Annotated in this window: 24 protein-coding genes and 1 pseudogene; 12 read left to right on the top strand and 13 right to left on the bottom strand. The window is 65.6% G+C overall.

Annotation, left to right across the window (positions count from 1 at the left end):
• Positions 1–377: ubiquinol-cytochrome c reductase iron-sulfur subunit (petA, locus tag Q0S16_RS13040; RefSeq protein ID WP_295848847.1), on the bottom strand; the 377-nt coding region annotated here is incomplete at its 3' end.
• Between the two features lie 444 nt (positions 378–821).
• Between petA and Q0S16_RS13035 the strand changes: the two genes are divergently transcribed.
• A complete protein-coding gene (locus tag Q0S16_RS13035; protein ID WP_295848844.1) occupies positions 822–1271 on the top strand; it encodes a tRNA (cytidine(34)-2'-O)-methyltransferase in 450 nt (149 codons plus the stop codon).
• Between the two features lie 578 nt (positions 1272–1849).
• Here the strand turns inward: Q0S16_RS13035 and Q0S16_RS13030 are convergent.
• The 3 genes from Q0S16_RS13030 to Q0S16_RS13020 form a co-directional block, all read right to left on the bottom strand.
• The gene (locus Q0S16_RS13030) at positions 1850–2578 is read right to left on the bottom strand and encodes a Crp/Fnr family transcriptional regulator (RefSeq protein WP_295848842.1); all 729 of its coding nucleotides are present in this window, start codon (positions 2576–2578) and stop codon (positions 1850–1852) included.
• 231 nt (positions 2579–2809) lie between these two features.
• The gene (locus Q0S16_RS13025) at positions 2810–3529 is read right to left on the bottom strand and encodes a Crp/Fnr family transcriptional regulator (RefSeq protein ID WP_295848841.1); all 720 of its coding nucleotides are present in this window, start codon (positions 3527–3529) and stop codon (positions 2810–2812) included.
• A 156-nt stretch (positions 3530–3685) separates the two neighbouring features.
• On the bottom strand, positions 3686–4237 hold the full coding sequence (locus Q0S16_RS13020; protein WP_295848840.1) for a hypothetical protein: 552 nt from the start codon (positions 4235–4237) through the stop codon (positions 3686–3688).
• Positions 4238–4391: 154 nt separating this feature from the next.
• On the opposite strand from Q0S16_RS13020, the gene queE reads away from it, so the two are divergent.
• The 4 genes from queE to Q0S16_RS13000 all read left to right on the top strand — a co-directional run bounded on the left by queE (position 4392) and on the right by Q0S16_RS13000 (position 6435).
• On the top strand, positions 4392–5024 hold the full coding sequence (queE, locus tag Q0S16_RS13015; protein WP_295848839.1) for a 7-carboxy-7-deazaguanine synthase: 633 nt from the start codon (positions 4392–4394) through the stop codon (positions 5022–5024).
• 10 nt (positions 5025–5034) lie between these two features.
• A complete protein-coding gene (locus tag Q0S16_RS13010; RefSeq protein ID WP_295848837.1) occupies positions 5035–5400 on the top strand; it encodes a 6-carboxytetrahydropterin synthase in 366 nt (121 codons plus the stop codon).
• Positions 5401–5422: 22 nt separating this feature from the next.
• Entirely contained in the window at positions 5423–6145 is a 723-nt protein-coding gene (locus Q0S16_RS13005) for an aspartate/glutamate racemase family protein (RefSeq protein WP_295848833.1), read from the top strand.
• An 86-nt stretch (positions 6146–6231) separates the two neighbouring features.
• Positions 6232–6435 carry a DUF2158 domain-containing protein gene (locus Q0S16_RS13000; RefSeq protein ID WP_295848831.1) on the top strand — a complete coding sequence of 68 codons (204 nt, stop codon included), beginning with the start codon at positions 6232–6234 and terminating at the stop codon, positions 6433–6435.
• Between the two features lie 39 nt (positions 6436–6474).
• Here the strand turns inward: Q0S16_RS13000 and Q0S16_RS12995 are convergent, their stop codons facing one another.
• From Q0S16_RS12995 to Q0S16_RS12980, 4 genes are read right to left on the bottom strand one after another with little or no spacing between them, the layout of a single operon-like run.
• Positions 6475–7737, bottom strand: coding sequence for a CCA tRNA nucleotidyltransferase (locus Q0S16_RS12995; RefSeq protein WP_295848829.1), 1263 nt, complete (start codon positions 7735–7737; stop codon positions 6475–6477).
• Positions 7734–7997 carry a DUF6111 family protein gene (locus Q0S16_RS12990; RefSeq protein WP_295848827.1) on the bottom strand — a complete coding sequence of 88 codons (264 nt, stop codon included), beginning with the start codon at positions 7995–7997 and terminating at the stop codon, positions 7734–7736. Before Q0S16_RS12990 ends, Q0S16_RS12995 begins: the two co-directional genes overlap by 4 nt.
• Complete coding sequence (locus tag Q0S16_RS12985) at positions 7994–8671, bottom strand: CoA pyrophosphatase (protein WP_295848825.1); 678 nt, start codon at positions 8669–8671, stop codon at positions 7994–7996. The genes Q0S16_RS12990 and Q0S16_RS12985 overlap by 4 nt, the downstream gene beginning before the upstream one ends.
• Entirely contained in the window at positions 8668–9279 is a 612-nt protein-coding gene (locus tag Q0S16_RS12980) for a DUF1285 domain-containing protein (RefSeq protein ID WP_295848846.1), read from the bottom strand. The genes Q0S16_RS12985 and Q0S16_RS12980 overlap by 4 nt, the downstream gene beginning before the upstream one ends.
• A gap of 237 nt (positions 9280–9516) precedes the next feature.
• Between Q0S16_RS12980 and Q0S16_RS12975 the strand changes: the two genes are divergently transcribed.
• The 6 genes and pseudogenes from Q0S16_RS12975 (at position 9517) to Q0S16_RS12950 (ending at position 19656) form a co-directional block, all read left to right on the top strand.
• Positions 9517–10521 (top strand): MoxR family ATPase, encoded by a 1005-nt coding sequence (locus Q0S16_RS12975; protein ID WP_295848823.1) that lies wholly within the window; start codon positions 9517–9519, stop codon positions 10519–10521.
• Positions 10521–11465 (top strand): DUF58 domain-containing protein, encoded by a 945-nt coding sequence (locus Q0S16_RS12970; RefSeq protein WP_295848820.1) that lies wholly within the window; start codon positions 10521–10523, stop codon positions 11463–11465. Before Q0S16_RS12975 ends, Q0S16_RS12970 begins: the two co-directional genes overlap by 1 nt.
• Complete coding sequence (locus tag Q0S16_RS12965; protein ID WP_295848819.1) at positions 11462–14278, top strand: DUF4159 domain-containing protein; 2817 nt, start codon at positions 11462–11464, stop codon at positions 14276–14278. Before Q0S16_RS12970 ends, Q0S16_RS12965 begins: the two co-directional genes overlap by 4 nt.
• Positions 14279–14445: 167 nt before the next feature.
• Positions 14446–16509, top strand: a pseudogene (locus Q0S16_RS12960) (hypothetical protein).
• 311 nt (positions 16510–16820) lie between these two features.
• Complete coding sequence (locus Q0S16_RS12955) at positions 16821–17183, top strand: DUF2946 family protein (RefSeq protein WP_295848818.1); 363 nt, start codon at positions 16821–16823, stop codon at positions 17181–17183.
• Between the two features lie 118 nt (positions 17184–17301).
• Positions 17302–19656 carry a TonB-dependent receptor gene (locus Q0S16_RS12950; protein WP_295848816.1) on the top strand — a complete coding sequence of 785 codons (2355 nt, stop codon included), beginning with the start codon at positions 17302–17304 and terminating at the stop codon, positions 19654–19656.
• 148 nt (positions 19657–19804) lie between these two features.
• Here the strand turns inward: Q0S16_RS12950 and Q0S16_RS12945 are convergent, their stop codons facing one another.
• Both Q0S16_RS12945 and Q0S16_RS12940 read right to left on the bottom strand, forming a co-directional pair.
• Positions 19805–20317: an N-acetyltransferase gene (locus Q0S16_RS12945; protein ID WP_295848814.1), complete on the bottom strand. Its 513-nt coding sequence runs from the start codon at positions 20315–20317 to the stop codon at positions 19805–19807.
• Positions 20318–20366: 49 nt separating this feature from the next.
• Positions 20367–20855 (bottom strand): NUDIX domain-containing protein, encoded by a 489-nt coding sequence (locus tag Q0S16_RS12940; protein WP_295848812.1) that lies wholly within the window; start codon positions 20853–20855, stop codon positions 20367–20369.
• A 98-nt stretch (positions 20856–20953) separates the two neighbouring features.
• Between Q0S16_RS12940 and Q0S16_RS12935 the strand changes: the two genes are divergently transcribed.
• Positions 20954–21832 (top strand): metallophosphoesterase, encoded by an 879-nt coding sequence (locus tag Q0S16_RS12935; RefSeq protein ID WP_295848810.1) that lies wholly within the window; start codon positions 20954–20956, stop codon positions 21830–21832.
• 94 nt (positions 21833–21926) lie between these two features.
• On the opposite strand, the gene Q0S16_RS12930 is transcribed toward Q0S16_RS12935, so the two are convergent.
• The 3 genes from Q0S16_RS12930 to Q0S16_RS12920 form a co-directional block, all read right to left on the bottom strand.
• The gene (locus tag Q0S16_RS12930) at positions 21927–22475 is read right to left on the bottom strand and encodes a hypothetical protein (protein WP_295848809.1); all 549 of its coding nucleotides are present in this window, start codon (positions 22473–22475) and stop codon (positions 21927–21929) included.
• Between the two features lie 175 nt (positions 22476–22650).
• Entirely contained in the window at positions 22651–22860 is a 210-nt protein-coding gene (locus tag Q0S16_RS12925; RefSeq protein WP_295848807.1) for a hypothetical protein, read from the bottom strand.
• Between the two features lie 21 nt (positions 22861–22881).
• On the bottom strand, positions 22882–24144 hold a 1263-nt coding region (locus Q0S16_RS12920), incomplete at its 5' end, for an isocitrate lyase (protein WP_295848805.1).

Raw genomic sequence — 24144 nt, 5'->3', positions numbered from 1 at the left:
ATCGGGATGCAGCCGAGATGGGTGCAGATGCCGATCACGACCAGCCACTGGTCGTGGCCTTCCTTGACCCGGGACTGATCCGATGCCGGATCCGGCAGGCTGGCCGTGGGCACCGAGCGGGCCTCATCGACCTGCTTCTTGGTGCGGTTCATGATGTAGATCGGCTTGCCGCGCCAGAACACCTTGATGTCCTGTCCTTCGGCGATCGGCGCCAAGTCTACCTCGATCGGCGCACCCGCTGCGATCGTCGAAGCGTCCGGGTTCATCTGGGAGATCAGCGGCCAGACAACGGCGGCGGCCCCCACCGCAGCAACGGCACCCGTGGCCACAAAAAGGAAATCGCGGCGCGTGTGCTCCGCCGAAGACGCTGTCGACACTTCCAAGCCCTTTCTTTTCTGCGGCCCGAAAACCGGCCCGGTCACGCTTATGTGTGCGACCAAACAAGGTTACCCGCGCTCGCGATCTTGATCGCCGCGGCAGAACGACCACATGCCCTATCCCACCGGGAAGAACGTATAATCCAGAATCGTTCTATTGGCACCCTTGCCGCGCTAGTGCAAGTCTGCACTCCCATCTGCAGGGTGCAACGCACCTAAACACCCGTAATCTTCCCCTGCTGCGTTTTATCCGCGCCGGCGAGCGGCGGTGGACCGGCTTCGGAGCTCCAGTTCGGGATCGCGAAATACACGATCGCCGCTTCGCTACGTCAACGCTACCGCGGGCTTCGCATCGACTTCGCCGGCCTCGCTTGCCGCCGCGACGGCGGGGCGGTATCGCCTGCCCCGAGGGGTGACGCGCCCGCTCCGGAGGCCTAAACTACGATGCGCATCGCGCTGTACCAGCCGGACATTCCGCAGAACACCGGCACCATCCTGCGGCTGTGCGCCTGCCTCGATGTCGAGGCGCATATTATCGAGCCTGCCGGCTTTCCGGTCTCCGACCGGCATTTCCGCCGTGCCGGCATGGATTATCTCGACCAAGTCCGCATCGTCCGGCACGATTCATGGAGTCATTTCGAGCAGTGGCGGTCCCACAGCGGCCATCGGCTGGTGCTGTTCTCGACCAAGGGCGCATCGCCATATCTCGATTACGCCTTCACGGCGAACGACATCCTGATGTTCGGCCGGGAATCCGCCGGCGTCCCCGACGAGGTGGCCGCGGCGGCGGACGCGCGAGTGGTGATTCCGATACGGAAGGATCTGCGCTCGCTCAATCTGGCGATGTCGGTGGCGATGGCACTCGGCGAGGCGCTGCGGCAGACCCGAAGCTGACGAGCGCGGTCATGGCGTTCCGGCTACGCTCCCACCGGGGGATCGCCGACCGGCTGCGATGGAACCAGCTGCGCCCCACGGCGTTACAGCCGACAAACCTGCCGAAATCATGGGCGCGGCCCCGGTCACCAGCCGGCTAGTTCCGCGACCACCGAATTCCTGCAGGGCGGCGGCGAGACCGGCACGCGGATCCGCGATTTCAACGGGTCCACGACGTCGCTCGGTCCGATCGAGCAGTGGTCGAAAAGCCTGAAGACCGCCATCGGCATGATGGTGCGCTCGCCTGTTCCGATCCTGATGCTCTGGGGGCAGCGACGGCTTCATGATCTACAACGACGCCTATTCGGTATTTGCCAGCCGCCGTCACCCGAAGCTGCTCGGCAGCCGACATCACCGCGCTACAGGAGATCGGCCAGGACTGCATCGTCCAGAAGCCGTTGAGCGACGACGACCCGCAGCGCAAGGCGAAGCGGTTGCTGGGACAAGAATTCGTGAGTAAGAGCCCGACCGCGCCACGGCGCGCACTGGACTGATGGCCGCCACGTTTCCGTTGAAGGCCGTCAGAAACATGGTGAGCGTCAATGGACCGGCTGGTGCCCCAGCGTCGCGGCCTGGTCCAGGAGCGACTGGTAGCATTCGCAGGTCATGCCCTCCAGCATCGATCGATCCACGATCTTGATCACACCGCGCGAGAACGAGATGACGCCGTCGCGCTGCAGTTTCCCCGCAACCTCGGTTACCGAGGTGCGGCGCACCCCCAGCATTTCCGACAGCAGTTCCTGCGTCAGCGCCACCGTGCCGCTCTCGGCGCGATCCGAGGATTGCAGCAGCCAGCGGCAGAACCGGGCCTCCACATGATGCAGTGCATTGCAGGCGGCCGTGATACGGGCCTGGGTCAACAGCACCTCATTGTAGCGGATGCAGACCATCTCGACGCTCTTGTTGCTCGCCGCGAGCTGGCGAAACCGCGCCGCGGCGATCTTGCTGGCGGTCATCGGCAATTGCACCACGGCGCGCACCATCGACATATAGAGCCCTAGCCCAGCCATCGCCCCCACAACCCCTTCGCGGCCGACCGTGGCGGTCTCGATCGCCTTGCCGTTCTGCATCACCGAGAGCAGCGACATCATTCCATTGTGAGGGAAATAGACATGCTCGACCTCGTCGCCCGCTTCGTACACCACCGTGCCCTGCGTCAGCGAGACCGTGGCGACATGGGGTTCGATCAGATCGAAGATGTCGGCCGGCAGCCGGGCCAGCAGATGATTGGGGTGGGTTCGGGAAGCGAGCGGGACATGGAAGGACATGGTGCTCTCCTGCAAGGAGGCGGGAGCACTGAACTCTCTGTCACCGGTAGATGCCAGGGCCGGGCGATGATGCGATCACCGTAGACCTTTAAAGTCGGAATAGCGACTTAAATCGGGCCGTTTCAACGGGTCGCCACACACCGACGGTGCAAACGAAATCACGCAGCAGACCCGATCGGGCTTGCACGAGCGATGTCGCCCCCGGGTGTAATGCACCACGATGGCAAAGATTTACGGGACCTGCACGGCGACGGACTGATGGATCAGACTCTGATAGCACTCGCAGGCCAGGCCCTCGAGCGCCGTGCGATCGAGGATCTGGATCAGGCCACGCGTCACGGCGATCACCCCGTCGCGCTGCAGTTTGCCGGAGACATCCGTGACCGAGGTGCGGCGCACGCCCAGCATCTCCGACAGTAGCTTCTGGGTCAGCCCCACCGTGCTGCTTTCGGCGCGATCGGCCGACTGCAGCAGCCAGCGACAAAACCGCGCATCGACCGGATGCAGGGCATTGCAGGCCGCCGTCACCCGGGCCTGGCTGAGCAGCACTTCATTATAGGCGATGCACAGATGCTCGATCTCCGGGCTGGCTGCCACGGCCTGGCGGAACCGGGCGGCGGCGATTTTGGTGGCGGCCATCGGCAATTGCACTTCGGCGCGAACGATCGAGGTGTAGAGCCCGAGCCCAGCCATCGCGCCAACCACGCCCTCCCGGCCGACGGTGGCGGTCTCGATCGCCTTGCCATTTTTCATGACGACCAACAGCGAGATCATTCCACCATGTGGAAAATACACATGTTCGACCTGCGCGCCGGATTCGTACAGCACGATGCCCGGCTCCAGGGTGACCACGGCCGAGTGCTCGAGCACTGGCGCGATGATGTCGGAATACAGGCTGGAAATCAGGTAATTGGGATGCTTGTGCAATGGCCGCTCGACCTGCAGAGACATTCTGCTCTCCTGCGTAAGGCGGGAGCACAACCATCTCTCTGTCACCGGCAACTGCCCGAGGCGTTCGGTGATGAATCACTCATACATCGACTATGTCCGGGAGGCGACATAAATCATCGACAGACGTCACGGCCCGCGTCTTCTGACACAGACCGGCTAACGCCCGCTCGGCACCCGGGTCGCCACATAGTCCTTGCCGCGCGCGGTAAACGTCTCGCGAATGACAAAGCCGTCGGCCGGCGACATCGGCCCGATCGGCACCGGGCCGGTGGGCATGATCAGGGTGGCGGTGCCGCCGACAAAGATCAGCAAATGGCGGCGCTCTTGCAGCAGCCTGGCCGACCACGCCAGCAGCCCCGACAAATAGGGCTCTTTCTGCCAGGCGAACGGCGTACCGGGATCGACCTGGCCATAGATGAAGCGCGTCGCCGGATAGACCGAGAATACGATCTTGGAGATTTCCGGCTTCCAGACCGGCGCCATTTCCTCGTCCTGGATCCAGACGCAGTCGAAGGCGCGGCACTGCTGCGGCCGCTCGTCATAGATCTTGCAGCCGGAGGCGATCGCGCAATGCGCGCACCATTTGCCGGCCGGCTTGGCGAGGTCGTCGATGCGATAGACCTTGCAGCACATGGTGCAGGTGCCGCAGCTTCGGGAACCGACGGTCGGTGCAGGCGAGGTGACGAGCGGCGGCGACGTGGTTGACATGGGGCCTGCGACAAAATTGAGATTGAGCTTTGAGCCGCCCGGAGCGGCGGTGCAATTGAAATGTCAGTGATCACGGAAACGAGAGCGGAGGCGACGCCATGGCGTTGCGCGCTGCGCTGCGGTAGACCGTGCGCCCAATCGCCGAGTAGATGCCGTGAGTTACGCCGTTAAAGAAATTTTCCTCACCCTGCAGGGCGAAGGCGCCCAGGTCGGGCGCGCGTCGGTATTCTGCCGCTTTACCGGCTGCAATCTGTGGACCGGCCGCGAACAGGATCGCGCGGCCGCTGTGTGCCGGTTTTGTGATACCGATTTCGTCGGCATGGATGGCACGCTGGGCGGGCGCTACGCCAGCGCGGAGCAACTGGCCGAGGCCATCGCCGCGCAATGGGTAGGCCCCGCCAACAATCGCTACGTGGTGCTGACCGGCGGCGAGCCGCTGCTGCAGGTCGACCCGGCGCTGATCGACGCGCTGCACGGCCGTGGTTTCAGCATCGGCGTGGAAACCAATGGCACCGTCGCGCCGCCGGCGGGCATCGACTGGCTCTGCGTCAGCCCGAAGGCCGGTGCCGAATTGGTGGTCCACGCCGGCCAGGAGATCAAGCTGGTCTATCCGCAGCCGGATGCGATGCCGGAGCTGTTCGCCGGCCTGCCGTTCGAGCGGTTCTCGCTGCAGCCGATGGACGGGCCGGACGTCGTCACCAACGCCACGCAGGCGGTCGACTATTGCCTGCGCCATCCGCAATGGCGGCTCAGCGTACAGACCCACAAGACCCTGGGCATCAGGTAGGACATAAACGATGTGGGAATTGACCAAATCCTTTCGCTTCGAGGCGGCGCATGCACTGCCCGGCACCACACTCGGCGAGGCCAGTGAGGAAATCCACGGCCATTCGTTCCGCGCCGAGGTGACGATCCGCGGCACCGCCGATCCGGCCACCGGCATGGTGATCGACCTTGGCCTGCTCGAGGTCCGCCTTGACGCTCTGCGCAAGATGCTCGACCACAAATTTCTCAACAATGTCGCGGAGCTGGGCGCGCCGACGCTGGAAAACCTGACGCGCTTCATCTGGGACCGCGTCGCCTATCCCGGCCAGCTGGTGCGCGTCGGCGTGTTCCGCGACAGTTGCAATGAAAGCTGCACCTATTTCGGTCCGCGGCCGTAACGACGACCCGGGAGCCTGCCGCTTGCGCATCCTGCTGATCAACCCGAACACGACGGACAGCGTCACCGCGCTGGTGGCCAGGCATGTCGCGGCAATCGCGGGCGACGCCGCGACCCTCAAACCGGTGACCGGCGCCTTTGGCGCGCGTTACATCTCGACCCGGGCGTCGGCGGCGATCGCCGGACACGCGGCGCTCGACGCCCTGGCAACCCATGCCGACGGCTGCGACGCGGTCTATCTCGCCTGCTTCGGCGATCCCGGCCTGCTGGCGCTGCGCGAGGTCGCGACAATTCCCGTGGTCGGCATGGCCGAGGCGTCCTGCCTGGAAGCCTGCCGGCGCGGCCGCCGCTTTGCCATTGTCACCGGCGGCGCTCTGTGGGGACCGATGCTGACCGAATTCGTCAGCAGCCTCGGCCTTGCCGAGCGCATGACCGCGGTGCGCGCCATCGCGCCGACCGGCGAGATCGCCGAAAATCCCGACGCCGCGCTGGCGCAGCTTGCCGCGGCCTGCACCGCCTGCGCGACCGAAGACGGCGCCGATATCGTGATCCTCGGCGGCGCCGCGCTGGCCGGCCTCGCCGCGCGCATCCAGCCGATGGTACCCGTGCCGGTATTGTGCTCGGTGGAAGCCGGTACCCGCGCGGTGATCGCCGCGGCGCATACGCCGTTACCGCGCCACGATCGGCTGGCATTGGATAGCACCGGTCTCAGCATGAGCCTCGCTAACTTGCTGGGACAGGCGTAGAAGCCGTCACCCGCGCCCGTGTTTTCGCTCTGTCATGACAGCGCGATAAGACTGCGGTCGCGACAACCCCCTTTAAGGATATGACCATGGAATTGAAATCAGGCGACGTCGCCATGCTGAAATCAGGCGGCCACCCGATGACCGTCGCCAAAGTCTCCGGCGACTCGGTGGAATGCGTGTGGATGGGCGACGAAGGCGACCTGTTCCGCGAGACCCTGCCGCTGGCCGTTCTCGAACTGGCGCTGCTGGCGTCGGACGATGAAGAAGACGAAGAAGAAGAAGAGGCCTGATCAGGCCGATGCCGCCGGGCCCGAAATGCCCGGCGGCTTCTACCCGTACAGTCCGTGTTCCTTGCCGAACCGCGCCACCGTCTGATCGGCAATCGCCTGAACGGCATCCGTCTCGAGCGGAAAATCCTGCGCCAGCCAGGCATCCTCCGCCAGCGCGATGACGTGGCCGAGCGCGGGCCCCCTGGCGACACCACGCGCCATGAAATCCGCCGCCTTCAACGGAAACACCGGCGCCTGCCAGCGCTCCGGCAGCGTTACTAGCGCCATCCATAGCGCCGGGTCGGCCCCGCGCGGCGCCCGCGCCCAGGCCAGCATCATGCGGTTGCGATAGCGCGCCTCGCCAAGCCGGTACAACCGCCGCCGCGCCACCGATTCCTCCATGCCGCCGAGCCGCCACCAGCGATGGCCCATCGAATCCAGCGCCTTGGCCTCGGCGTTGGTCAGACGTAGCCGCTGCGCCAGTCGCCTGGCGTCCTCGGTCACCGCGACGCCAAGCGAGCCAAGCCGCAACACCGGATCGGGCTTGCGCCGCAACGCCGCTTCGGCGGTGATCATCGCCGCGAAGGGGCCGGTATAAACAACGCCGCCAAAGATCCGCAGCAGTAGCCCGCCATCGGCCATCGCCTCGACCGCCTGCCGCGCCCCATCCGCGACCAGCAGCTTCAACATTTCCATCCGCACCCGCTCGGCGGAGAGCCCGGCAAGGCCGGCACGGCCGCGGATGCAAGCGAGATAGCCGTCGCGGTCCGGGGCTCCGGCGCCATAGGCGGCATGAATGCGAAAGAATCTGAGGATGCGCAGATAATCCTCGGCGATACGCCGGTCGGGATCGCCGATGAAGCGGACGCGGCGCGCATCGATATCCGCGAGCCCGCCGACATGGTCATGCACCACGCCATCGGCCGATACCGACAATCCATTGATGGTGAAGTCGCGCCGTTCGGCATCCCGCCGCCAGTCACGGCCAAACGCGACCCTTGCCTTGCGGCCAAAGGTCTCGACATCCTCGCGCAGCGTGGTGACCTCGAATGGCTGGCCGTCGACCACCAGCGTCACGGTGCCGTGCTCGATGCCGGTCGGCACGCTCTTGATGCCGGCGGCCCTGGCGCGGCGGACGACTTCGTCGGGGAGTGCGGTGGTCGCGATGTCGAGATCGCCGACCGGGGTATTCATCAGCGCGTCGCGCACCGCGCCGCCGATCACCCGGGCCTCCTCGCCATCGACATTGAGCAGCGCCAGCACCCGCGCCGCCGCGCCGGAATTCAGCCAGGGCGCGTCGGCGAGCCCGCGCCCGTCGCTCATTTTTCTGCTCCCGGAACCAGCCTTCCATTTTCCAGATGCGCCGGCACATAGGTCGAATTCGGCGGCGCGCCGGAGTAATGCGCCAGCAGCAGCAGGCTGACGACAACCAGCACCAGTGCCCCCAGCGTCAGCCGGCCCAGCACATGCAGCGGCCAGGATGATCGCAGCGTGAGGCCGTTCTTGTTGGCCAGCAGGAACAGCGCATAGAGCGCGAACGGAATTAGAAAGATGCCGACTTCGGTCAACAACGGACGGATCATGTCAGGCAAATCCGTTCATACAGCACCCGCAGGATTCCCGCGGTTGCGCCCCAGATATAACGTTCGGCGAACGGCATCGCGTAGTACGACCGCTCGATGCCGCGGAATTCCTTGCTGTGCAACTGATGGTTGGCAGGGTCCATCAGAAATGCCAGCGGCACCTCGAAGGCGCTTTCGACTTCGTTTTGGTTGATCGCCAGCGTGAAGCCGGGCTTGACCCGCGCCACCGTCGGCAAGATCCGGAAACCGAAGGCGGTGCCGTAGAGATCGAGATAGCCGACCGGCTCGACAAAGGATCGGTCGAGACCGACTTCCTCCTCCGCCTCGCGCAGCGCCGCATCCAGCGGCGAGACATCGGTGGCGTCAATCTTGCCGCCGGGAAACGCGATCTGCCCGGCATGATCGTTGAGATGGGCCGCGCGCTGCGTCAGCAGCACGGTGGGGAGCTCGTGCTCGATGATCGCGATCAGCACCGCGGCCGGACGGATCGGCCGCTCGGTGGCAACGATCTGCAGCATGCGGTCATTGCCCTCATCGCCGGACAACGGCACCAGGCTGGCGTCGGTGAGGCCGGCGGGCACGTCGAAACTCAGCCGGGCACGCGCCCTCCTGAAAAATTCCGATGAACCGATATCCGCGGCAGCCGCCTCCGTCTTCCGCATCGGCTCGTTCAAGGCGCTTCCCTCATCTGCTCCGCATCCGCCATGGCGAAGAACTCGCCGGCGGAGACGATGCCGAACATCGCGCGACCATCGACCACTCGCTCCTCGCCAATGTCAACCAGATCGTAATAAAGTGCCCGCGTCACCTTGGCCCAGAGGTCACGGCGTACATGTAGATAGGGAATCAGCCCGCCATCCGGGGCCAGTTCGAATCGCAGCCGGTGGTCGGCATCGCAGTCGACCCAGTCGTCGACATTGGTGCGAAACCGCAGCCGCGCATCGTCCGTATTGGTATTGCGCAGCATCTCGACGGCCAGGAACGGGGCATCGTCGACGACGATGCCAACCTTCTCCACCGGGGTCACAAGAAAGTGCTTGCCATCCTCGTACTTCAAGATCGTCGAGAACAGCCGTACCAAAGCCGGCCGCCCGATCGGGGTGCCGAGGTAGAACCAGGTGCCATCGCTCGCGATGCGCATATCGAGATCGCCGCAGAAAGCGGGATTCCAAAGATGCACCGGCGGCAGGCCGCTGCTTGCTTTACCGTTGGCCGTCGCCTCCTTCGCCGCGGTCGCCAGACCATCGAGCCCCTGCGTTGCGCCCTGCCCTTGCTTCGCCATTGTTTGCCCTGAGTTTGCATCATGCCCGCTGGCACGATTGGTGCACGTCACAAACCGTGCGGTGTTCTCGTTGAACTCGCCATACCGTGATGCAGTCCGTATCCTGCCCCATGTATGGTGGGGATAGTTTAATTCAATAAAACCATAGCCTTCGCTAAGGATTAGCATCAGGTTGATGGCATCACGACGCCAGCGGGTGCGATTGCCCGCGGCGAAGTTCACACCAAGGAGCGATGGATGGCCGGCGCAGACAGTGTTGAAAAGCTTGAAGACGTCATCGTTCGCTCGGCCGAGCAAGTTGCCGGCCAGATGCGCGCCGCCAAGGAGGCGATTTCCACCGTTATTTTCGGCCAGGAAAAAGTCGTCGAGAACACGCTGGTCACGATCCTGTCCGGCGGCCACGCGCTGCTGATCGGGGTCCCCGGCCTTGCCAAGACCAAGCTGGTGGAAACGCTCGGGACGACGCTCGGCCTCGACGCCAAGCGCATCCAGTTCACGCCCGATCTGATGCCGTCCGACATCCTCGGCGCCGAAGTGCTGGACGAGAGCGTCGCCGGCCGGCGCTCGTTCCGCTTCATCGCCGGTCCCGTGTTCGCCCAGCTGCTGATGGCCGACGAAATCAACCGTGCCAGCCCGCGCACGCAATCGGCGTTGCTGCAGGCGATGCAGGAGCAGCACATCACGGTCGCCGGCGCGCGGCATGATCTGCCAAAACCATTCCACGTGCTGGCGACGCAGAACCCGCTGGAACAGGAAGGCACCTATCCGCTGCCGGAAGCGCAGCTCGATCGTTTCCTGATGGAGATCGACGTCGATTATCCCGACCGCGACGCCGAACGCCGCATCCTGTTCGAGACCACCGGCGCCGACGAAACCATCGCCAAGGCCGCCATCACTTCGGATGTGCTGATCACCGCGCAGCGGCTGGTGCGCCGCCTGCCGGTTGGCGATTCGGTCGTCGAGGCGATCCTGACGCTGGTGCGCTCCGCGCGTCCGGGCCCGGATGCCGGCGATGTCTCGAAGCTGATCGCCTGGGGTCCCGGCCCGCGCGCCAGCCAGTCCTTGATGCTCGCGGTGCGCGCCAAGGCGCTGCTCGATGGTCGCCTCGCGCCGTCGATCGACGACGTGCTCGACCTCGCCGAGCCGATCCTCAAGCACCGCATGGCGCTGACCTTCTCCGCGCGCGCCGAGGGCCGTACCATCCCCGACGTGATCCGCCAGCTCAAGTCGCGGATCGGTTGATGGCCGCGGCGCCGGACCACGCCACGCAGGAAATTCTCGCCGTCCGCCGTGCCGATGGCGAAAGCCGTTCGCTGGCGGCCAGCCTGCCGCGTCTGGTGCTGGAGGCCCGGCGCATCGCCGCCACGGTGATCCACGGCCTGCACGGCCGCCGCCGCGCCGGCCATGGCGAAAGCTTCTGGCAGTATCGCCGCTTCGTCTCCGGCGAGCCGTCGCAGAATGTCGACTGGCGCCGCTCGGCACGCGACGATCATCTCTACGTCCGCGAGCAGGAATGGGAGGCCGCGCATACCGTGTGGCTGTGGCCGGACCGTTCGCTGTCGATGGCCTTCGCCTCCAGGGGCGCGCTCAACAGCAAGCTCGAGCGCGCGCTGATTGTCACCTTCGCGCTGGCCGAACTGCTGGTCACCGGCGGCGAGCGCGTCGGCGTGCCCGGCCTGATGAATCCGACCTCCAGCCGCAGCGTGATCGACAAGATGGCGCAGGCGATGCTGCACGACACCACCAGCCGCGACAGCCTGCCGCCGTCCTTCGTGCCTTCGGCGCTGGCGGAGATCGTGGTGCTCGGCGATTTCTGGTCGCCGATGTCGGAGATCAAAATCATGCTGGCGGGGCTGTCATCATCCGGCGCGCATGGCGCGCTGGTGCAGGTGGTCGATCCCGCCGAAGAGAGTTTCCCCTATTCTGGCCGCGTCGAATTCATCGAGCCGGAGAGTGGCACCATGGTCACCGCCGGCCGCGCCGAAAAATGGGCCGCCGACTATACCGCGCGCGTCGCCGCGCATCGTGACGAAATCCGCGCCGAGACCACCAAGCTCGGCTGGCTGTTCTCCACGCATAGCACCACCCGCTCAGCGGCCGAACTGCTGCTGTTCCTGCACGGCGGCATGATGGTCAACAAATCGACCGGTGGCGGCACCATGGTCAAGGCAGGAAAATCCGCATGATCGGCGCCTTCCCTCTCGCCTTTGCCCAACCGTTGCTATTGCTCGGCCTGATCAGCCTGCCGGTGCTGTGGTGGCTGTTGCGGGTGATGCCGCCGCGCCCACAGCGCGTCGCATTTCCGCCGACACGGCTATTGTTCGACATCGCGCCCAAGGAAGAAACCCCGTCGCGCTCGCCCTGGTGGCTGACGCTGCTGCGGCTGCTGGCCGCCGCGCTGATCATCTTCGCCGCCGCCGGTCCGATCTGGAATCCCGCAACCGGTGTCGCCGGCAGCCAAGCGCCGTTGGTGATCCTGCTCGATGACGGCTGGTCGGCCGCATCCTCCTGGGACGCACGGATCAAGGCCGCGGATGAGCTGATCGCCAACGCCGACAATGACCGGCGCGGTATCGCGCTGGTGCCGCTGTCGGAGCCGACACGGGACATCACCATTTTGCCGGGCGGCACGGCGCGCGTCGCGCTGCGCCAGCTGTCACCGAAGCCCTATGCGATCGACCGCGTCGATATGCTGCCGGCATTGGAGCGCTTCCTGAAGGCCACCGGCGACAGCGAACTGGTATGGCTGTCCGACGGCGTCGATACCGGACGCGGCACCGATTTCACGCAAGGACTGGCCAAGGCGATCGGCGAGCGCACCCTTACGATCTATGATTCCGGCGCCGCGCCGGCGCATGCGCTGGTGGCAGCGGAAAACGCCGCGGCCAAGATGACGGTCAAGGTGCTGCGCGCGCAAGCCGGCGGCGTTGACGCCGGCGTGGTGCGCGGACTGGACCAGAAGGGATCGCCGATTGCCGAGGCCAACTTCAATTTTGCGCCAGGCGATCGCGAGACCGAAGCTTCCTTCGAACTGCCGGTAGAATTACGTAATGACATTGCGCGGCTGGAAATCGCCAGTGAGCGCTCCGCCGGCGCCGTGCAACTGCTCGACAAGCGCTGGCGCCGCCGCGCCATCGGCATCGTATCGGGCGCGACCTCCGATACCGCGCAGCCGCTGCTGGCCTCGACCTTCTATCTGACACGTGCGCTGGCGCCGTTTGCCGACGTCCGGCTCGGCGACCGCGGCGCGCCGCAACAGGCGATTGCCCAGTTTCTCGACCAGAAACTGCCGATGATCGTGCTCGCCGATGTCGGCACGCTGTCGCCGGAAATCCGCGAACGCATCAATGCCTGGATCAACCAGGGCGGCGTGCTGGTGCGCTTCGCCGGGCCGCGGCTGGCACAGGGCGACGACGATCTGGTGCCGGTGAAATTGCGCCGCGGTGATCGCAACCTCGGCGGCAGCCTGACCTGGGAGAAGCCGCAGCATCTCGCCTCTTTCGCGGCTGACGGCCCGTTTGCCGGCCTGACGGTGCCGCAGGACATTACCATTACCCGCCAGGTCCTCGCTGAGCCGGACGCCGCGCTGGCGACACGGACCTGGGCCTCGCTGGTCGACGGCACGCCGCTGGTCACAGGCGAGCGCCGCGGCAAGGGCCTCGTTACCTTGTTTCACGTCAGCGCCGACATGCGCTGGTCGGACCTGCCATTGTCTGGCACCTTTGTCGAAATGCTGAGACGAATCGTCGATATGTCCGGTTACACCGCGACGCCCGGCGCCGGTGTCGCCGGCGAGACCGGCAAGGAAACCGTGGCGCCGCTGCGGACGCTCGACGGTTTTGGCGCCTTCGGCCCCCCGCCCTCGACGGCCAAGTCGCTGCCGGCGGATTTCCGCGACCGCGCCGGCATCGACCACCCGCCCGGCTTCTACGGCCCGGCCGACGGTCCGCTCGCCGTCAACGCGCTGGCCGCCGCCGACCGTATCGCGCCGCTCGATATTTCGGCGCTGAACGCGCGCCGTGCCAGCTACACCAATGCCGAGCCGCGCGACCTGCGCGGCATGCTGCTCTCCACCGCGCTGCTGCTGTTCCTGATCGACGCCATCATTGTCGCCCTGCTCGGCGGCGGGCTGGCCGCGATGCTGCGCCGGCGCACGGTGCCGGCGGCGCTGGCGGTGATGCTCGCGCTGTCGGCGGTAACCGGCACGCCGACGCCGTCGCGCGCGGATGCCGCCTCCGACGACTTCGCCATCAAGGCGGTGGCGCAGACGCGGCTGGCCTATGTCGTCACCGGAAATGCCGACGTTGATTCCATCGTCAAGGCCGGCCTGACCGGGCTGACGCTGTTCCTGGCGCAACGCACCGCGCTGGAGGCTGGCGAGCCGGTCGGTATCGATCCGGCGAAAGACGAACTGGCGTTCTTCCCGCTGATCTACTGGCCGATCATTCCCGGCGCCGCCAAGCCGCCGCAGGACGCGATCAACCGGATCGACGCCTATATGAAGCAGGGCGGCACCGTCTTGTTCGACACCCGCGACGCAATCGAGGCCCCGCCGGGACCGAATGGCGAGTCGCAGACGCCGGGTATGCTGACGCTGCGCGAAATCCTGTCGTCGCTCGACGTGCCCGAGCTCGAGCCGGTGCCGCGCGAGCACGTGCTGACCAAGACGTTCTACCTGCTGCGCGACTTTCCTGGCCGCTTCAATTCCGGCCCGACCTGGGTCGAGACGCTGCCGCGCGACGATGGCGATGACGCCGCCTCGCGTCCGGCCCGCGGCGGTGACGGCGTGTCGCCGATCATCATCACCTCGAACGACCTCGCCGGCGCCTGGGCGCTGCGGCCGGACGGCCAGCCGATGCTGCCGCTGACGCCCGGCGAACCGCGGCAGCGCGAATTCGCCTTCCGCGCCGGGGTCAATATCGTGATGTACACCCTGACCGGCAACTACAAGGCCGACCAGGTCCATGCGCCGGCGCTGATCGAACGGCTGGGGCAGTAATGATGGCAAACCACAACACTTTCCACCGTCATTGCGAGGAGCCCTTGCGACGAAGCAATCCAGCCTTCGCCTGTGGCTCTCTGGATTGCCGTGTCGCTTCGCTCCCCGCAATGACGCCGGAGAGCACGTCGTCGCGGCGGCTGCTCGCCATGACGCGGATAGCGTAAATGCAATACGGCATCGTCTTCACCCCGCTCGTCCCCAGCCTCGTGCTATGGATCGGCCTCGCCGCTATCGCCGTCATTACGGTGCTGCTGCTGGTCGGCCGCGCGCGCGGCGCGCTGGTTCGTGTCGCCGCGCTGGCGCTGATCCTGCTGGCGCTGGCCAATCCGTCCTTCACCCGCGAGGAAAGGGAGCCGCTGACGTCGGTGGCCGCCGTGGTGATCGACAAGAGCCCGAGCCAGAATTTCGGCGAGCGCACCAAGGAGACCGAAGACGCCCAGAAGCAGCTTGTCGACCGGCTGAAGCAGGTCAAGGGCCTCGAAGTCCGCGTCGTCGACGCCGGGCAAGCCGATGGCGAGACCGACGGTACCAAATTGTTCGGCGCGCTGACCTCGGCATTGTCCGACGTGCCGACAGATCGCGTCGCCGGCGCCTTCCTGATCACCGACGGCCGCGTCCACGACATTCCGGCGAATGCCGCCGCGCTCGGCTTCAGCGCCCCGGTGCATGCGCTGATCACCGGCCGCAAGGATGAACGCGATCGCCGTATCGCCGTGACCGCGGCGCCACGCTTCGGCATCGTTGGCCAGTCGCAGAAGATCACCTTCCGTCTCGACGACCAGGGTGTCACCGGCGAGCGCGCCCGCGTCGTGATCCGCCGCGATGGCGACACCCTCAACGAGCGCACCATGATGTCGGGCCAGACCGTGTCGGTCGACATCGACATCAAGCATGCCGGCCCGAACATCGTCGAGATCGAGGCCTCGCCGCTCGAGAACGAGTTGACGCTGGTCAACAACCGCGCCGTGGTGGCGATCGACGGCGTGCGCGACAAGCTGCGGGTGCTGCTGGTCTCCGGCGAACCGCATTCCGGCGAGCGCACCTGGCGCAATTTGCTGAAATCCGACGCCTCGATCGACCTCGTGCACTTCACGATCCTGCGGCCGCCGGAAAAGCAGGACGGCACGCCGATCAACGAACTGTCGCTGATCGCGTTTCCGACCCGCGAGCTGTTCCAGCAGAAGATCAACGAATTCCAGCTCATCATCTTCGACCGCTACGCCCGCCAGGGCGTGCTGCCGATCGCCTATTTCGACAATATCGCGCGCTAGGTCCGCGCCGGCGGCGCGGTGCTGGTGTCGGCCGGGCCGGACGATGCGTCGAACACCAGCATCTGGCGCACGCCGCTGGATTCGGTACTGCCGGCCGAGCCGGTCGGCGTCACCGAGAAGCCGTTTTATGCGCATCTCTCGGACGTCGGCAAACGCCATCCGGTGACGCGCGGCCTTGAGGGCGGCGCCTCCGAGCCGCCGAAATGGAGCCGCTTCTTCCGCACCGTGGAGACCCGCAATGCCACCACGCCGCCGGTGATGACCGGCGCCGACGGCAAGCCGCTGCTGCTGCTGTCGCGCTCCGGCGAAGGCCGCGTCGCGCTGCTGCTGTCGGATCACATCTGGCTATGGGCCAGGGGCTATGAAGGCGGCGGACCACATCTCGATCTTCTCAGGCGGATGTCGCACTGGCTGATGAAGCAGCCCGACCTCGACGAGGAAGCGCTGAAACTGCAGAGCCAGGGCAAGGACCTCGTCGTGGTGCGACAGACCATGGCCGACACCGTAACGCCGATCACGGTGACCTCGCCGTCCGGCAAGACCCGCGAACTGACGCTGTCGGCCGGCGAGCCCGGCCTTTGGCGCTCGACCACGCCGGCCAATGAACTCGGCCTGTGGCAGGCCACCGATGGCACGCTGAAGGCGCTGATCAATGTCGGGCCGATCAACCCGAAGGAATTCTCCGAGGTCACCTCGACCACCGAGATGCTGAAGCCGCTGGCGCAGGCCACCGGTGGCGATGCCCGGCGCATCCATGAAGGCTCCAGCCTCGAACTGCCGCGCATCGTGCCGATCCGGGGCTCGACGATCTTTCGCGGCGACGGCTGGATGGGCGTGCATATGCGCGACGCCAGCGTGGTCCGCGGCGTCGGCGTGCTGCCAGTCTTCGCCGGCCTGATCGGCCTGATCCTGCTGCTCGGCGCCTTTGCCGCCACCTGGCTGCGCGAGAGCCGGTAGGGCCGCTGTCGACGACGGCATCGCAGCGCCCGTTCCCCGGACGCGACGCAGCGCGCCCGGTTAGGGCGTGATGCGCTGCTGAGCCAGGGCCCGGTACTTCGGAGCCACCGGGATCCCGGATCTGCGAAGCGGCACAAGAGCGCCGCATCGCGTCCGGGACACCTGTGGCCGTGGCGATAATCACACAGCGGCGGCCGTTTCCGCCCAAGCGGCCCGCCAGCCGTTGACACTCTCCGCCGGACCCGCGATGTTATATTATAACATCGCGGTAACGGAGAGGTCTCTGGCCGCCGATGAGGGCGCCATCCGGCATGATCTGGTTTCGAAGACACATCAAAAATGGATCGAGACTGGCGCTGCTGGCGCTGGCGATCCAGCTGGTGCTGTCGTTCGGCCATGTTCACGCCGACCGCGCCCAGGCTTCACCGATCGCGACGGCAATCCAGTCGGTCGAGTTGCCGGCCGGCTCCGGCCATCAGCCGCAGCCGCATCCCGCCGACCATTGTGCGATCTGCGCCGTCCTGGCGCTGGCCGGCACCGCGCTGCTGGCCACGCCACCGGCCCTGCAATTGCCGCAGGCCACGGATTTTCTGTATCGTGTCACCCGCGCCGAGTTCGCTCATCTCGACGCCTCCAGCGTCGCCTTCCAGCCGCGCGCGCCGCCGCTTGCCTGACTTGACCCTTTGCTGATCGTAGCCCGCTTGCTGCGGTTTCGATGAGTTCGACCTGCCTCGCGCAGGTCCCGGTTCGAACGCCCCGCCGAGGCGCGGCCGGTACAGTCAGGACGATGCCATGACCTTATCTTTCCCCCGCGCCCTGATGCTGGGCGGCTCCGCCCTCGTCGGGCTGAGCCACCCGGCACTGTCGCAAGCCGCGGCCCCCACCGAATTGCCGGCGATTTCCGTCACCGCGCCCAGCCCCATTGTGCGACGAAAGCCCGCGCCGCCGCGCGCGCCCGCCCGCGTCGCCCGCGCCGCACCTGGCCGCAACGCCTCGCCGGTGCCTGTCGAAGCCGCGCCTGTCGTGACCAGCAGACAGGGCGAGTTGCCGGTGGTCACTGACCAGTTCGCCACCGTTACCGTGGTCCCCAATGAAGAGATCCGGCGCTCCGGCGCGTCGACGCTGGGTGATCTGTTGTTCTCCAAACCCGGTATCACCGGCTCCGGCTACGCGCCGGGTGCCGCGAGTCGGCCGATCATCCGCGGACTCGACGGCAACCGCGTCGGCATCGTTGAAAACGGCATCGGCAGCAATGGCGCGTCGGATCTCGGCGAGGACCACTTCGTCCCGGTCGATCCGTTCGCCAGCAACCAGGTCGAGGTGATCCGGGGCCCGGCAACCTTGCGCTACGGATCGCAGTCGATCGGCGGCATTGTCAGCTCGACCAATAACCGGATCCCCGACGCCCTGCCCGCCTGCGCTGTGGCACCGTTCCAGAGCTATGGTCTGCCGGTAAAGGCGCCTGCGGCCAATCTGGGCGCGCCAGGCTGCACGAACGCCGAAGTCCGCACCTCGATCAGTTCCGTGGATCGCGGCATCGATGGCGGCATCCTGCTCGATGCCGGCGGCGGCAATGTCGCGCTTCACGCCGATGTCTATGGCCGCAAGGCCGGCGATTACAATGTGCCGAGCTATCCCTATTCCAGCCCCGGCCTCGCCTTCAACGGCCGGCAGCCAAACTCGTCGATGCAGTCCGACGGCGCGTCGATCGGCGGCTCGTACTTCTTCGACGGCGGCTTCGTCGGCGCGGCGATTACCCAGAACGACACGACCTATCGCATTCCCGGCACCGAGGGCGCGGCAGTCGGAACCCGGATTGATGGCCATCAAACCAAGGTCACCACCAAGGGTGAATTCCGGCCGGATTCCGCGGCGATCGAGGCGATCCGGTTCTGGGCTGGTGCCACCGACTATCGCCACAACGAGATCGGTCTGGCCAACCCCGCCGATCCGACCACCGATGGCGTACGCCAGACCTTTACCAACAAGGAGCAGGAAGGCCGCGTCGAACTGCAGATGATGCCGTTCAACGCGCGCTTCGCCACGGTGACCACGGCGTTTGGCGTTCAGGCCAGCCATCAGGAACTGACGGCACCGAGCCCCGATGATCCGACCAGCGCGCTCAACGGATTATGGGACCCCAACAAGAACACCAGGGTAGCGGGCTACGTCTTCAACGAATTGAAATTCACCGAGGCTACCAAGGCGCAGGTTGCCGGACGCATCGAGCACGTCAATCTCACCGGAACTACACCGGGCTTCATCCCGGATACGTTCGATCTCGCCGCCAATCCTGGCAGCATTGGCCCTGCCACCGGACGCGATCTGTCGTTCACGCCAAAGAGTGTCAGCCTCGGCCTGATCCAGGCGCTACCTTGGGATCTTTCCGCCAGCATCACCGGGCAATATGTCGAGCGTGCGCCAAAACCTGCCGAGCTGTTTTCCCGCGGCGGCCACGACGCAACGACCACATTTGATATCGGAAATCCAAATCTGGGCATCGAGACCGCGAAGTCGGTCGAAGTCGGGCTGCGCCGCGCGACCGGTCCGTTCCGGTTCGAACTCACCGGCTACTACACCCAGTTTTCGGGCTTTATCTATCGCCGCCTCACCGGCAATACCTGCGAGGGCGTCGCCTGCGTCGACCCCGGCGCCGGTACGCTGGAGCTGAACCAGGCGATCTATTCGCAGCGCGACGCCACCTTCCGCGGCGGTGAATTCCAGACCCAGCTCGACGTATCGCAATTCCATGGCGGCACCTGGGGCATCGAGGGTCAGGCCGATGTGGTGCGCGCCACGTTTTCGGATGGCAGCAACGTGCCGCGCATCCCGCCGGTGCGCGCCGGCGGCGGGTTGTTCTGGCGCGATGCCAACTGGCTGACGCGGATCAACCTGCTGCACGCCTTCGCGCAGAACGACATCGCGGTGATCGCGGAGACGCCGACTTCGGGCTATAATTTACTGAAGGCGGAGATCAGCTACAATACCCGGCTCGATCCGCGCATCTACGGCGCCAAGGAGATGACGCTGGGTCTGGTCGGCAACAACCTGCTGAACGAAAACATCCGCAACGCGGTGTCCTACAACAAGAACGAGGTATTGATGCCGGGACTGAACGTAAGGGCCTTTGCGAGTGTGAAGTTCTGAACCTTGCTGTCGTTCCGGGGCGCGGGCGGCGTCAGCCGGACGCGAACCTCAACCACTCCAATTGGAGTGGCGGGGAACCTCGGGGTGGGACGATCAACATGCCGGGATTCCGGGTGCGCTCGCGCCCCGGAATGACAGTGTGTGGGGGTTACTTCGCCGCGTTCCAGTCTGGCCGCACCGCGCCGGAGACCCCTTCCGCCGCGCCGTCGACCAGTTCCAGCACCAGCAGGCGCTTGTGGTCGACCGGACCGGGCATCGTTACCGCGCCCTTGGGAATCATCTTGAAGCCGACGCGGCTGTAATAGGATTCGTCGCCGACCAGCATGATCAGGCGGTGACCTTTCTGGCGGGCGTCACTGATGGCGCGGTCAAGCAGCTTGCGGCCGACGCCGCGGCTGCGGAACGGCGGTTCGACCGTCAGCGGCCCGAGCAGCAGCGCCGGCGTGTCGCCGACGCAAATCGGCAATTGCCGGACAGAGCCAACCAGTAGGGTGCCGATCCGGGCGGTAAAGGACAGCTCGAACAGATGATCGACATGCTCGCGCAGCCGGTAGGCGCTCAGCACGTAGCGGCCGGGGCCGAAGGTGCGGGCGTGCAGCCGCTCGATGATCTGGGCGTCGTTGGCGGTTTCCGCCAGGATGGTCAAAGAGAGATCGTTCATGTCGGGGGGCGGGATAGCATCTGGCGGCGTCGCGGTCCATCGCCGGCGATCACGCCCGCCAGGTGGCGATCAGCGGTCGGGCATCCAGCACCTCGGCGAGCCGCAGCCCGGTGCCTTCCGTGGTCCCGGGCGGCAACGCGTCGACGGCGAAGAAGCCGCATTCGGCGATCTCGCGGTTGGGCGCCGGCATCCGGTCCTGGCGGAATTCCCGGACGACATAGACCATGACGTGGTCGCGGACCGAGACGTGGCGGCTGAGAAACACACCATGCAGCACCGGCTCGCCGAGCACCTCGATACGCCCCTCCTCGATCAGCTCGCGATCCAGCGCCTCGCGAAAGGTCTGGCCGACCTCGACGCCGCCGCCGGGCAGATGCCAGCCGGTGACATAGGTATGGCGGACCAGGAACACGCGGTTGCCGGCATCGAGCACGACGGCGCGGACGCCAAGCGTCATGCCGCGGCTGAGGCGGAAATACAGGTGAAACAGCTTTCGCAGATACGGCTCCAGCCGCTGCCGCAAGGTGGTCTCGGTCATCGCGGCTGACATCCCGGCTGGAACTGAATGGGGTTGGCGCTTGCCTCGCACCGCCCACCTTGCCAAAACATCCCGGGCTTTCACAAGGTGCACGATCCATGACCACGTTCACCCTCGCGCATCTGTCCGACCCGCACCTTCCGCCGTTGCCGGCCGCGCGCGCGAGCGAGTTGTTCGGCAAGCGCCTGCTCGGCTATCTGAACTGGAAACGCAACCGCCACCGCATCCACCGCCGCGACGTGCTCGATGCCCTCGTCACCGACCTGCGGGCGCGACAGCCTGACCACATCGCGGTGACCGGCGACCTCGTCAATCTCGCTCTGGCGGCGGAATTCGCCCCTGCCCGCGCCTGGCTCGAACAAGTCGGCCCACCGGCACGGGTCTCGCTGGTGCCAGGTAATCACGACGCCTATGTCGGCGGCGCCGGACCACGCTTTGCCGCGAGTTTCGGCGACTACATGCGCGGCGACAGCGCGGCGGGCTTTCCCTATCTGCAGCGCCGTGGCCCGCTGGCGCTGATCGGCGTCTCTACCGCGGTTCCGACCGCCCCTTTCATGGCCACCGGCTGGCTCGGACAAGCACAGCTCGACGCGCTGGATCGACTGCTGGCGGGGCTGTCCGGACAGTCGCTGTTCCGGGTACTGCTGATCCACCACCCGCTGCTCTCCACACATGGCTACAAGCGGCTGACCGATTCCGACGCGCTGCAGGCGGTGCTGAAACGCTGCGGCGTCGAGCTGATCCTGCACGGCCATGACCACATCCATTCGACGATGTGGTTCGAAGGACCCACCGGCCGCATCCCCGCCATCGGCGTGCCGTCGGCCTCGTCCATCGCCGACGGACACAAACCGGCCGCGGCGTATAATCTGTTTGCGATCGAGCGCGAGAGAGATGGTTGGCAATGCGCGCAGACCGTGCGCGGCTTTGGCGATCGCGCGGGCATTCACGAATTACAGAGGACTTCGCTGATCTGACCGTCTGTCGTTCCGGGATGTTCCGCGTGCATCATTTCAAGATTCCGGTTTCTCGCGCGGCTGGCGCCGCGCCCGCCCCGGAATGACCATGAAGCTAGAACCCTCGTAGCGCCGCGAACAGCGCCGAGCCGAGCAGCGCCAGCGCGCCGACAAGGACTCCCAGCGCAAAAGGCCAGAATCGGCCGCGCGGTCTGCTCTCGGAAGGCGGCAGCGGCAAGGTGGCCAGCGCGTGCTCGCGCTCGATCAGGCGACGCGCGACATAGTCGGTAACAGCCTTGACGATCGCTGCGACATCATGGGACTCGGCCAGCACGACGCGGCCGAAGCGGCTGTCCTGGACAAAACGGTAGATCCGCTTGTCGCGGCCCATCAGCACATGGGCGACCATGTCGATCCACAGCCGCGGCGTCTCGCCCTGGCTGATGCCGCGGTCGAACATATCGACCTTAGCCGGAATTTCGGCGAACAGCGGATCGAGCGCCTCATTGAGGATTTCAAGCCGGGCCACTTCGGCATCGCGCAGCTCGACCACGACGCCGGTTCGATCCGCGGCCTCGATGCGAGCCTGGCGTAACGCGTCCCGCAGCCCTCGCGGCTTGCTGTCGTTCTTCAAATGGGCGCCGCTGCCTGACAGGTTGGACATGCATCCGCCTTTCCGAACTGGCCGTTGGTGGTATCAACCTATCAGTAACCACCCCCTTCGCAAAGGCCGTTTGTTTCCAGAGACTTGCGCCCCCACAACGCAGCGGCCCCACCCGGTTGCCCGGATGAGGCCGCTGAGGTTGGTTCGCGATTGCGCTACGTTCGACGTCGAACGATCAGGCGACCTGACGGTTCGGCTCTTCCACGATCGAGAAGCGCACCCCGGCGAGGTGTCGGTTGGCCTCGGAAACGCTGCGCCAGGCGTCCTCGGCTTCCTTGCGGGTCTTGAACGGACCCTGCACCTGGGCCGAGCCCTCGACCAGCTTATGGAAGTTCATCGAACCGAACTCGCCGCCGATCACCCAATAATTGCTGCCGTGTGTCATGGTCGTCTCCTGTTGCTACCGTTAACCGAACTGGTTCATCGTATTGTGGGCGCCGCCGGCCTTCAGAGCGGCCTCGCCGGCGAAATATTCCTTGTGGTCGTCGCCGATGTCCGAGCCGGCCATGTTCTGGTGCTTGGCGCAGGCGATGCCCTGACGGATTTCCTCGCGCTGAACATTCTTGACGTAGCCGAGCATGCCCTGCTCGCCGAAATAGGCTTTCGCGAGATTGTCCGTCGAAAGGGCCGCGGTGTGATAGGTCGGCAACGTGATCAGATGGTGGAAGATGCCGGCGCGCTTGGCGGACTCTGCCTGGAAGGTCCGGATCAGTTCGTCAGCCTCGATCCCCAGTGGGGTTGAGTCATACTCCACCTTCATCAGCTCGGCGCGATTGTACGGGCTGATATCCTTGCCGGCTTCCTTCATCGCGTCGAACACCTGCCAACGGAAATTAAGCGTCCAGTTGAACGATGGCGAATTATTGTAGGCCAGCTTGGCGTTCGGGATCACTTCGCGAACACGATCCACCATCTTGGCGATCTGCTCGATGTTCGGCTTTTCGGTTTCGATCCACAGCAGATCGGCGCCATTCTGTAGCGAGGTGATGCTGTCGAGCACGCAGCGGTCTTCTCCGGTTCCGGCGCGAAACTGGTAGAGGTTGCTGGGCAGCCGTTTCGGGCGCAACATCTTGCCGCCACGGTTGATGATGACATCGCCGTTGCGGGCGTTATCAGCCGTGATCTCTTCACAGTCGAGGAAGCTGTTGTACTGGTCGCCAAGATCGCCCGGTCTGTGGCTGACGGCGATCTGCTGGGTGAGTCCAGCGCCGAGCGAGTCGGTACGGGTCACGATGATGCCGTCTTCGACGCCGAGCTCCAGGAAAGCGTGGCGGCAGGCACGAATCTTGGCGATGAAGACTTCGTGCGGCACCGTCACCTTGCCATCCTGATGGCCGCACTGCTTTTCGTCGGACACTTGGTTCTCAATCTGCAGCGCGCAGGCACCGGCCTCGATCATCTTCTTGGCGAGCAGATAGGTCGCCTCGGCGTTACCGAAGCCGGCGTCGATATCCGCGATCACGGGCACGACGTGGGTCTGGAAGGTGTCGATCTTCTCGATCAACGCCGTTTCCTTGGCCGTGTCACCCGCCTTGCGGGCGGCGTCGAGGTTACGAAAAATATCGTTGAGTTCACGCTGATCAGCCTGACGCAGGAAGGTGTAGAGCTCCTCGATCAGCGCCGGCACCGAGGTCTTCTCGTGCATCGACTGATCCGGCAGCGGTCCGAA

Origin of the sequence: Tardiphaga sp. (genome assembly GCF_025356345.1) — a bacterium.
Lineage (GTDB): Bacteria > Pseudomonadota > Alphaproteobacteria > Rhizobiales > Xanthobacteraceae > Tardiphaga.
Note: the sequence above shows the minus strand (reverse complement) of the source record. Positions and strands in the feature narration are given on the sequence as shown.

What these genes read in the sequence shown, in the direction of transcription:
- Q0S16_RS12980 (WP_295848846.1), bottom strand. Translation starts at nt 9,279, where the DNA reads ATGGCGAAGCAAGGGCAGGGCGCAACGCAGGGGCTCGATGGTCTGGCG.
- Q0S16_RS12940 (WP_295848812.1), bottom strand. Translation starts at nt 20,855, where the DNA reads ATGACCGAGACCACCTTGCGGCAGCGGCTGGAGCCGTATCTGCGAAAG.
- Q0S16_RS12930 (WP_295848809.1), bottom strand. Translation starts at nt 22,475, where the DNA reads ATGTCCAACCTGTCAGGCAGCGGCGCCCATTTGAAGAACGACAGCAAG.
- Q0S16_RS12965 (WP_295848819.1), top strand. Translation starts at nt 11,462, where the DNA reads ATGATCGGCGCCTTCCCTCTCGCCTTTGCCCAACCGTTGCTATTGCTC.
- Q0S16_RS12950 (WP_295848816.1), top strand. Translation starts at nt 17,302, where the DNA reads ATGACCTTATCTTTCCCCCGCGCCCTGATGCTGGGCGGCTCCGCCCTC.
- Q0S16_RS12955 (WP_295848818.1), top strand. Translation starts at nt 16,821, where the DNA reads ATGATCTGGTTTCGAAGACACATCAAAAATGGATCGAGACTGGCGCTG.
- Q0S16_RS12995 (WP_295848829.1), bottom strand. Translation starts at nt 7,737, where the DNA reads ATGAGCGACGGGCGCGGGCTCGCCGACGCGCCCTGGCTGAATTCCGGC.
- Q0S16_RS13030 (WP_295848842.1), bottom strand. Translation starts at nt 2,578, where the DNA reads ATGTCCTTCCATGTCCCGCTCGCTTCCCGAACCCACCCCAATCATCTG.
- Q0S16_RS12990 (WP_295848827.1), bottom strand. Translation starts at nt 7,997, where the DNA reads ATGATCCGTCCGTTGTTGACCGAAGTCGGCATCTTTCTAATTCCGTTC.
- Q0S16_RS12975 (WP_295848823.1), top strand. Translation starts at nt 9,517, where the DNA reads ATGGCCGGCGCAGACAGTGTTGAAAAGCTTGAAGACGTCATCGTTCGC.
- Q0S16_RS12945 (WP_295848814.1), bottom strand. Translation starts at nt 20,317, where the DNA reads ATGAACGATCTCTCTTTGACCATCCTGGCGGAAACCGCCAACGACGCC.
- Q0S16_RS12970 (WP_295848820.1), top strand. Translation starts at nt 10,521, where the DNA reads ATGGCCGCGGCGCCGGACCACGCCACGCAGGAAATTCTCGCCGTCCGC.
- Q0S16_RS13010 (WP_295848837.1), top strand. Translation starts at nt 5,035, where the DNA reads ATGTGGGAATTGACCAAATCCTTTCGCTTCGAGGCGGCGCATGCACTG.
- Q0S16_RS12935 (WP_295848810.1), top strand. Translation starts at nt 20,954, where the DNA reads ATGACCACGTTCACCCTCGCGCATCTGTCCGACCCGCACCTTCCGCCG.
- Q0S16_RS13020 (WP_295848840.1), bottom strand. Translation starts at nt 4,237, where the DNA reads ATGTCAACCACGTCGCCGCCGCTCGTCACCTCGCCTGCACCGACCGTC.
- Q0S16_RS13035 (WP_295848844.1), top strand. Translation starts at nt 822, where the DNA reads ATGCGCATCGCGCTGTACCAGCCGGACATTCCGCAGAACACCGGCACC.
- Q0S16_RS13000 (WP_295848831.1), top strand. Translation starts at nt 6,232, where the DNA reads ATGGAATTGAAATCAGGCGACGTCGCCATGCTGAAATCAGGCGGCCAC.
- Q0S16_RS12925 (WP_295848807.1), bottom strand. Translation starts at nt 22,860, where the DNA reads ATGACACACGGCAGCAATTATTGGGTGATCGGCGGCGAGTTCGGTTCG.
- Q0S16_RS13025 (WP_295848841.1), bottom strand. Translation starts at nt 3,529, where the DNA reads ATGTCTCTGCAGGTCGAGCGGCCATTGCACAAGCATCCCAATTACCTG.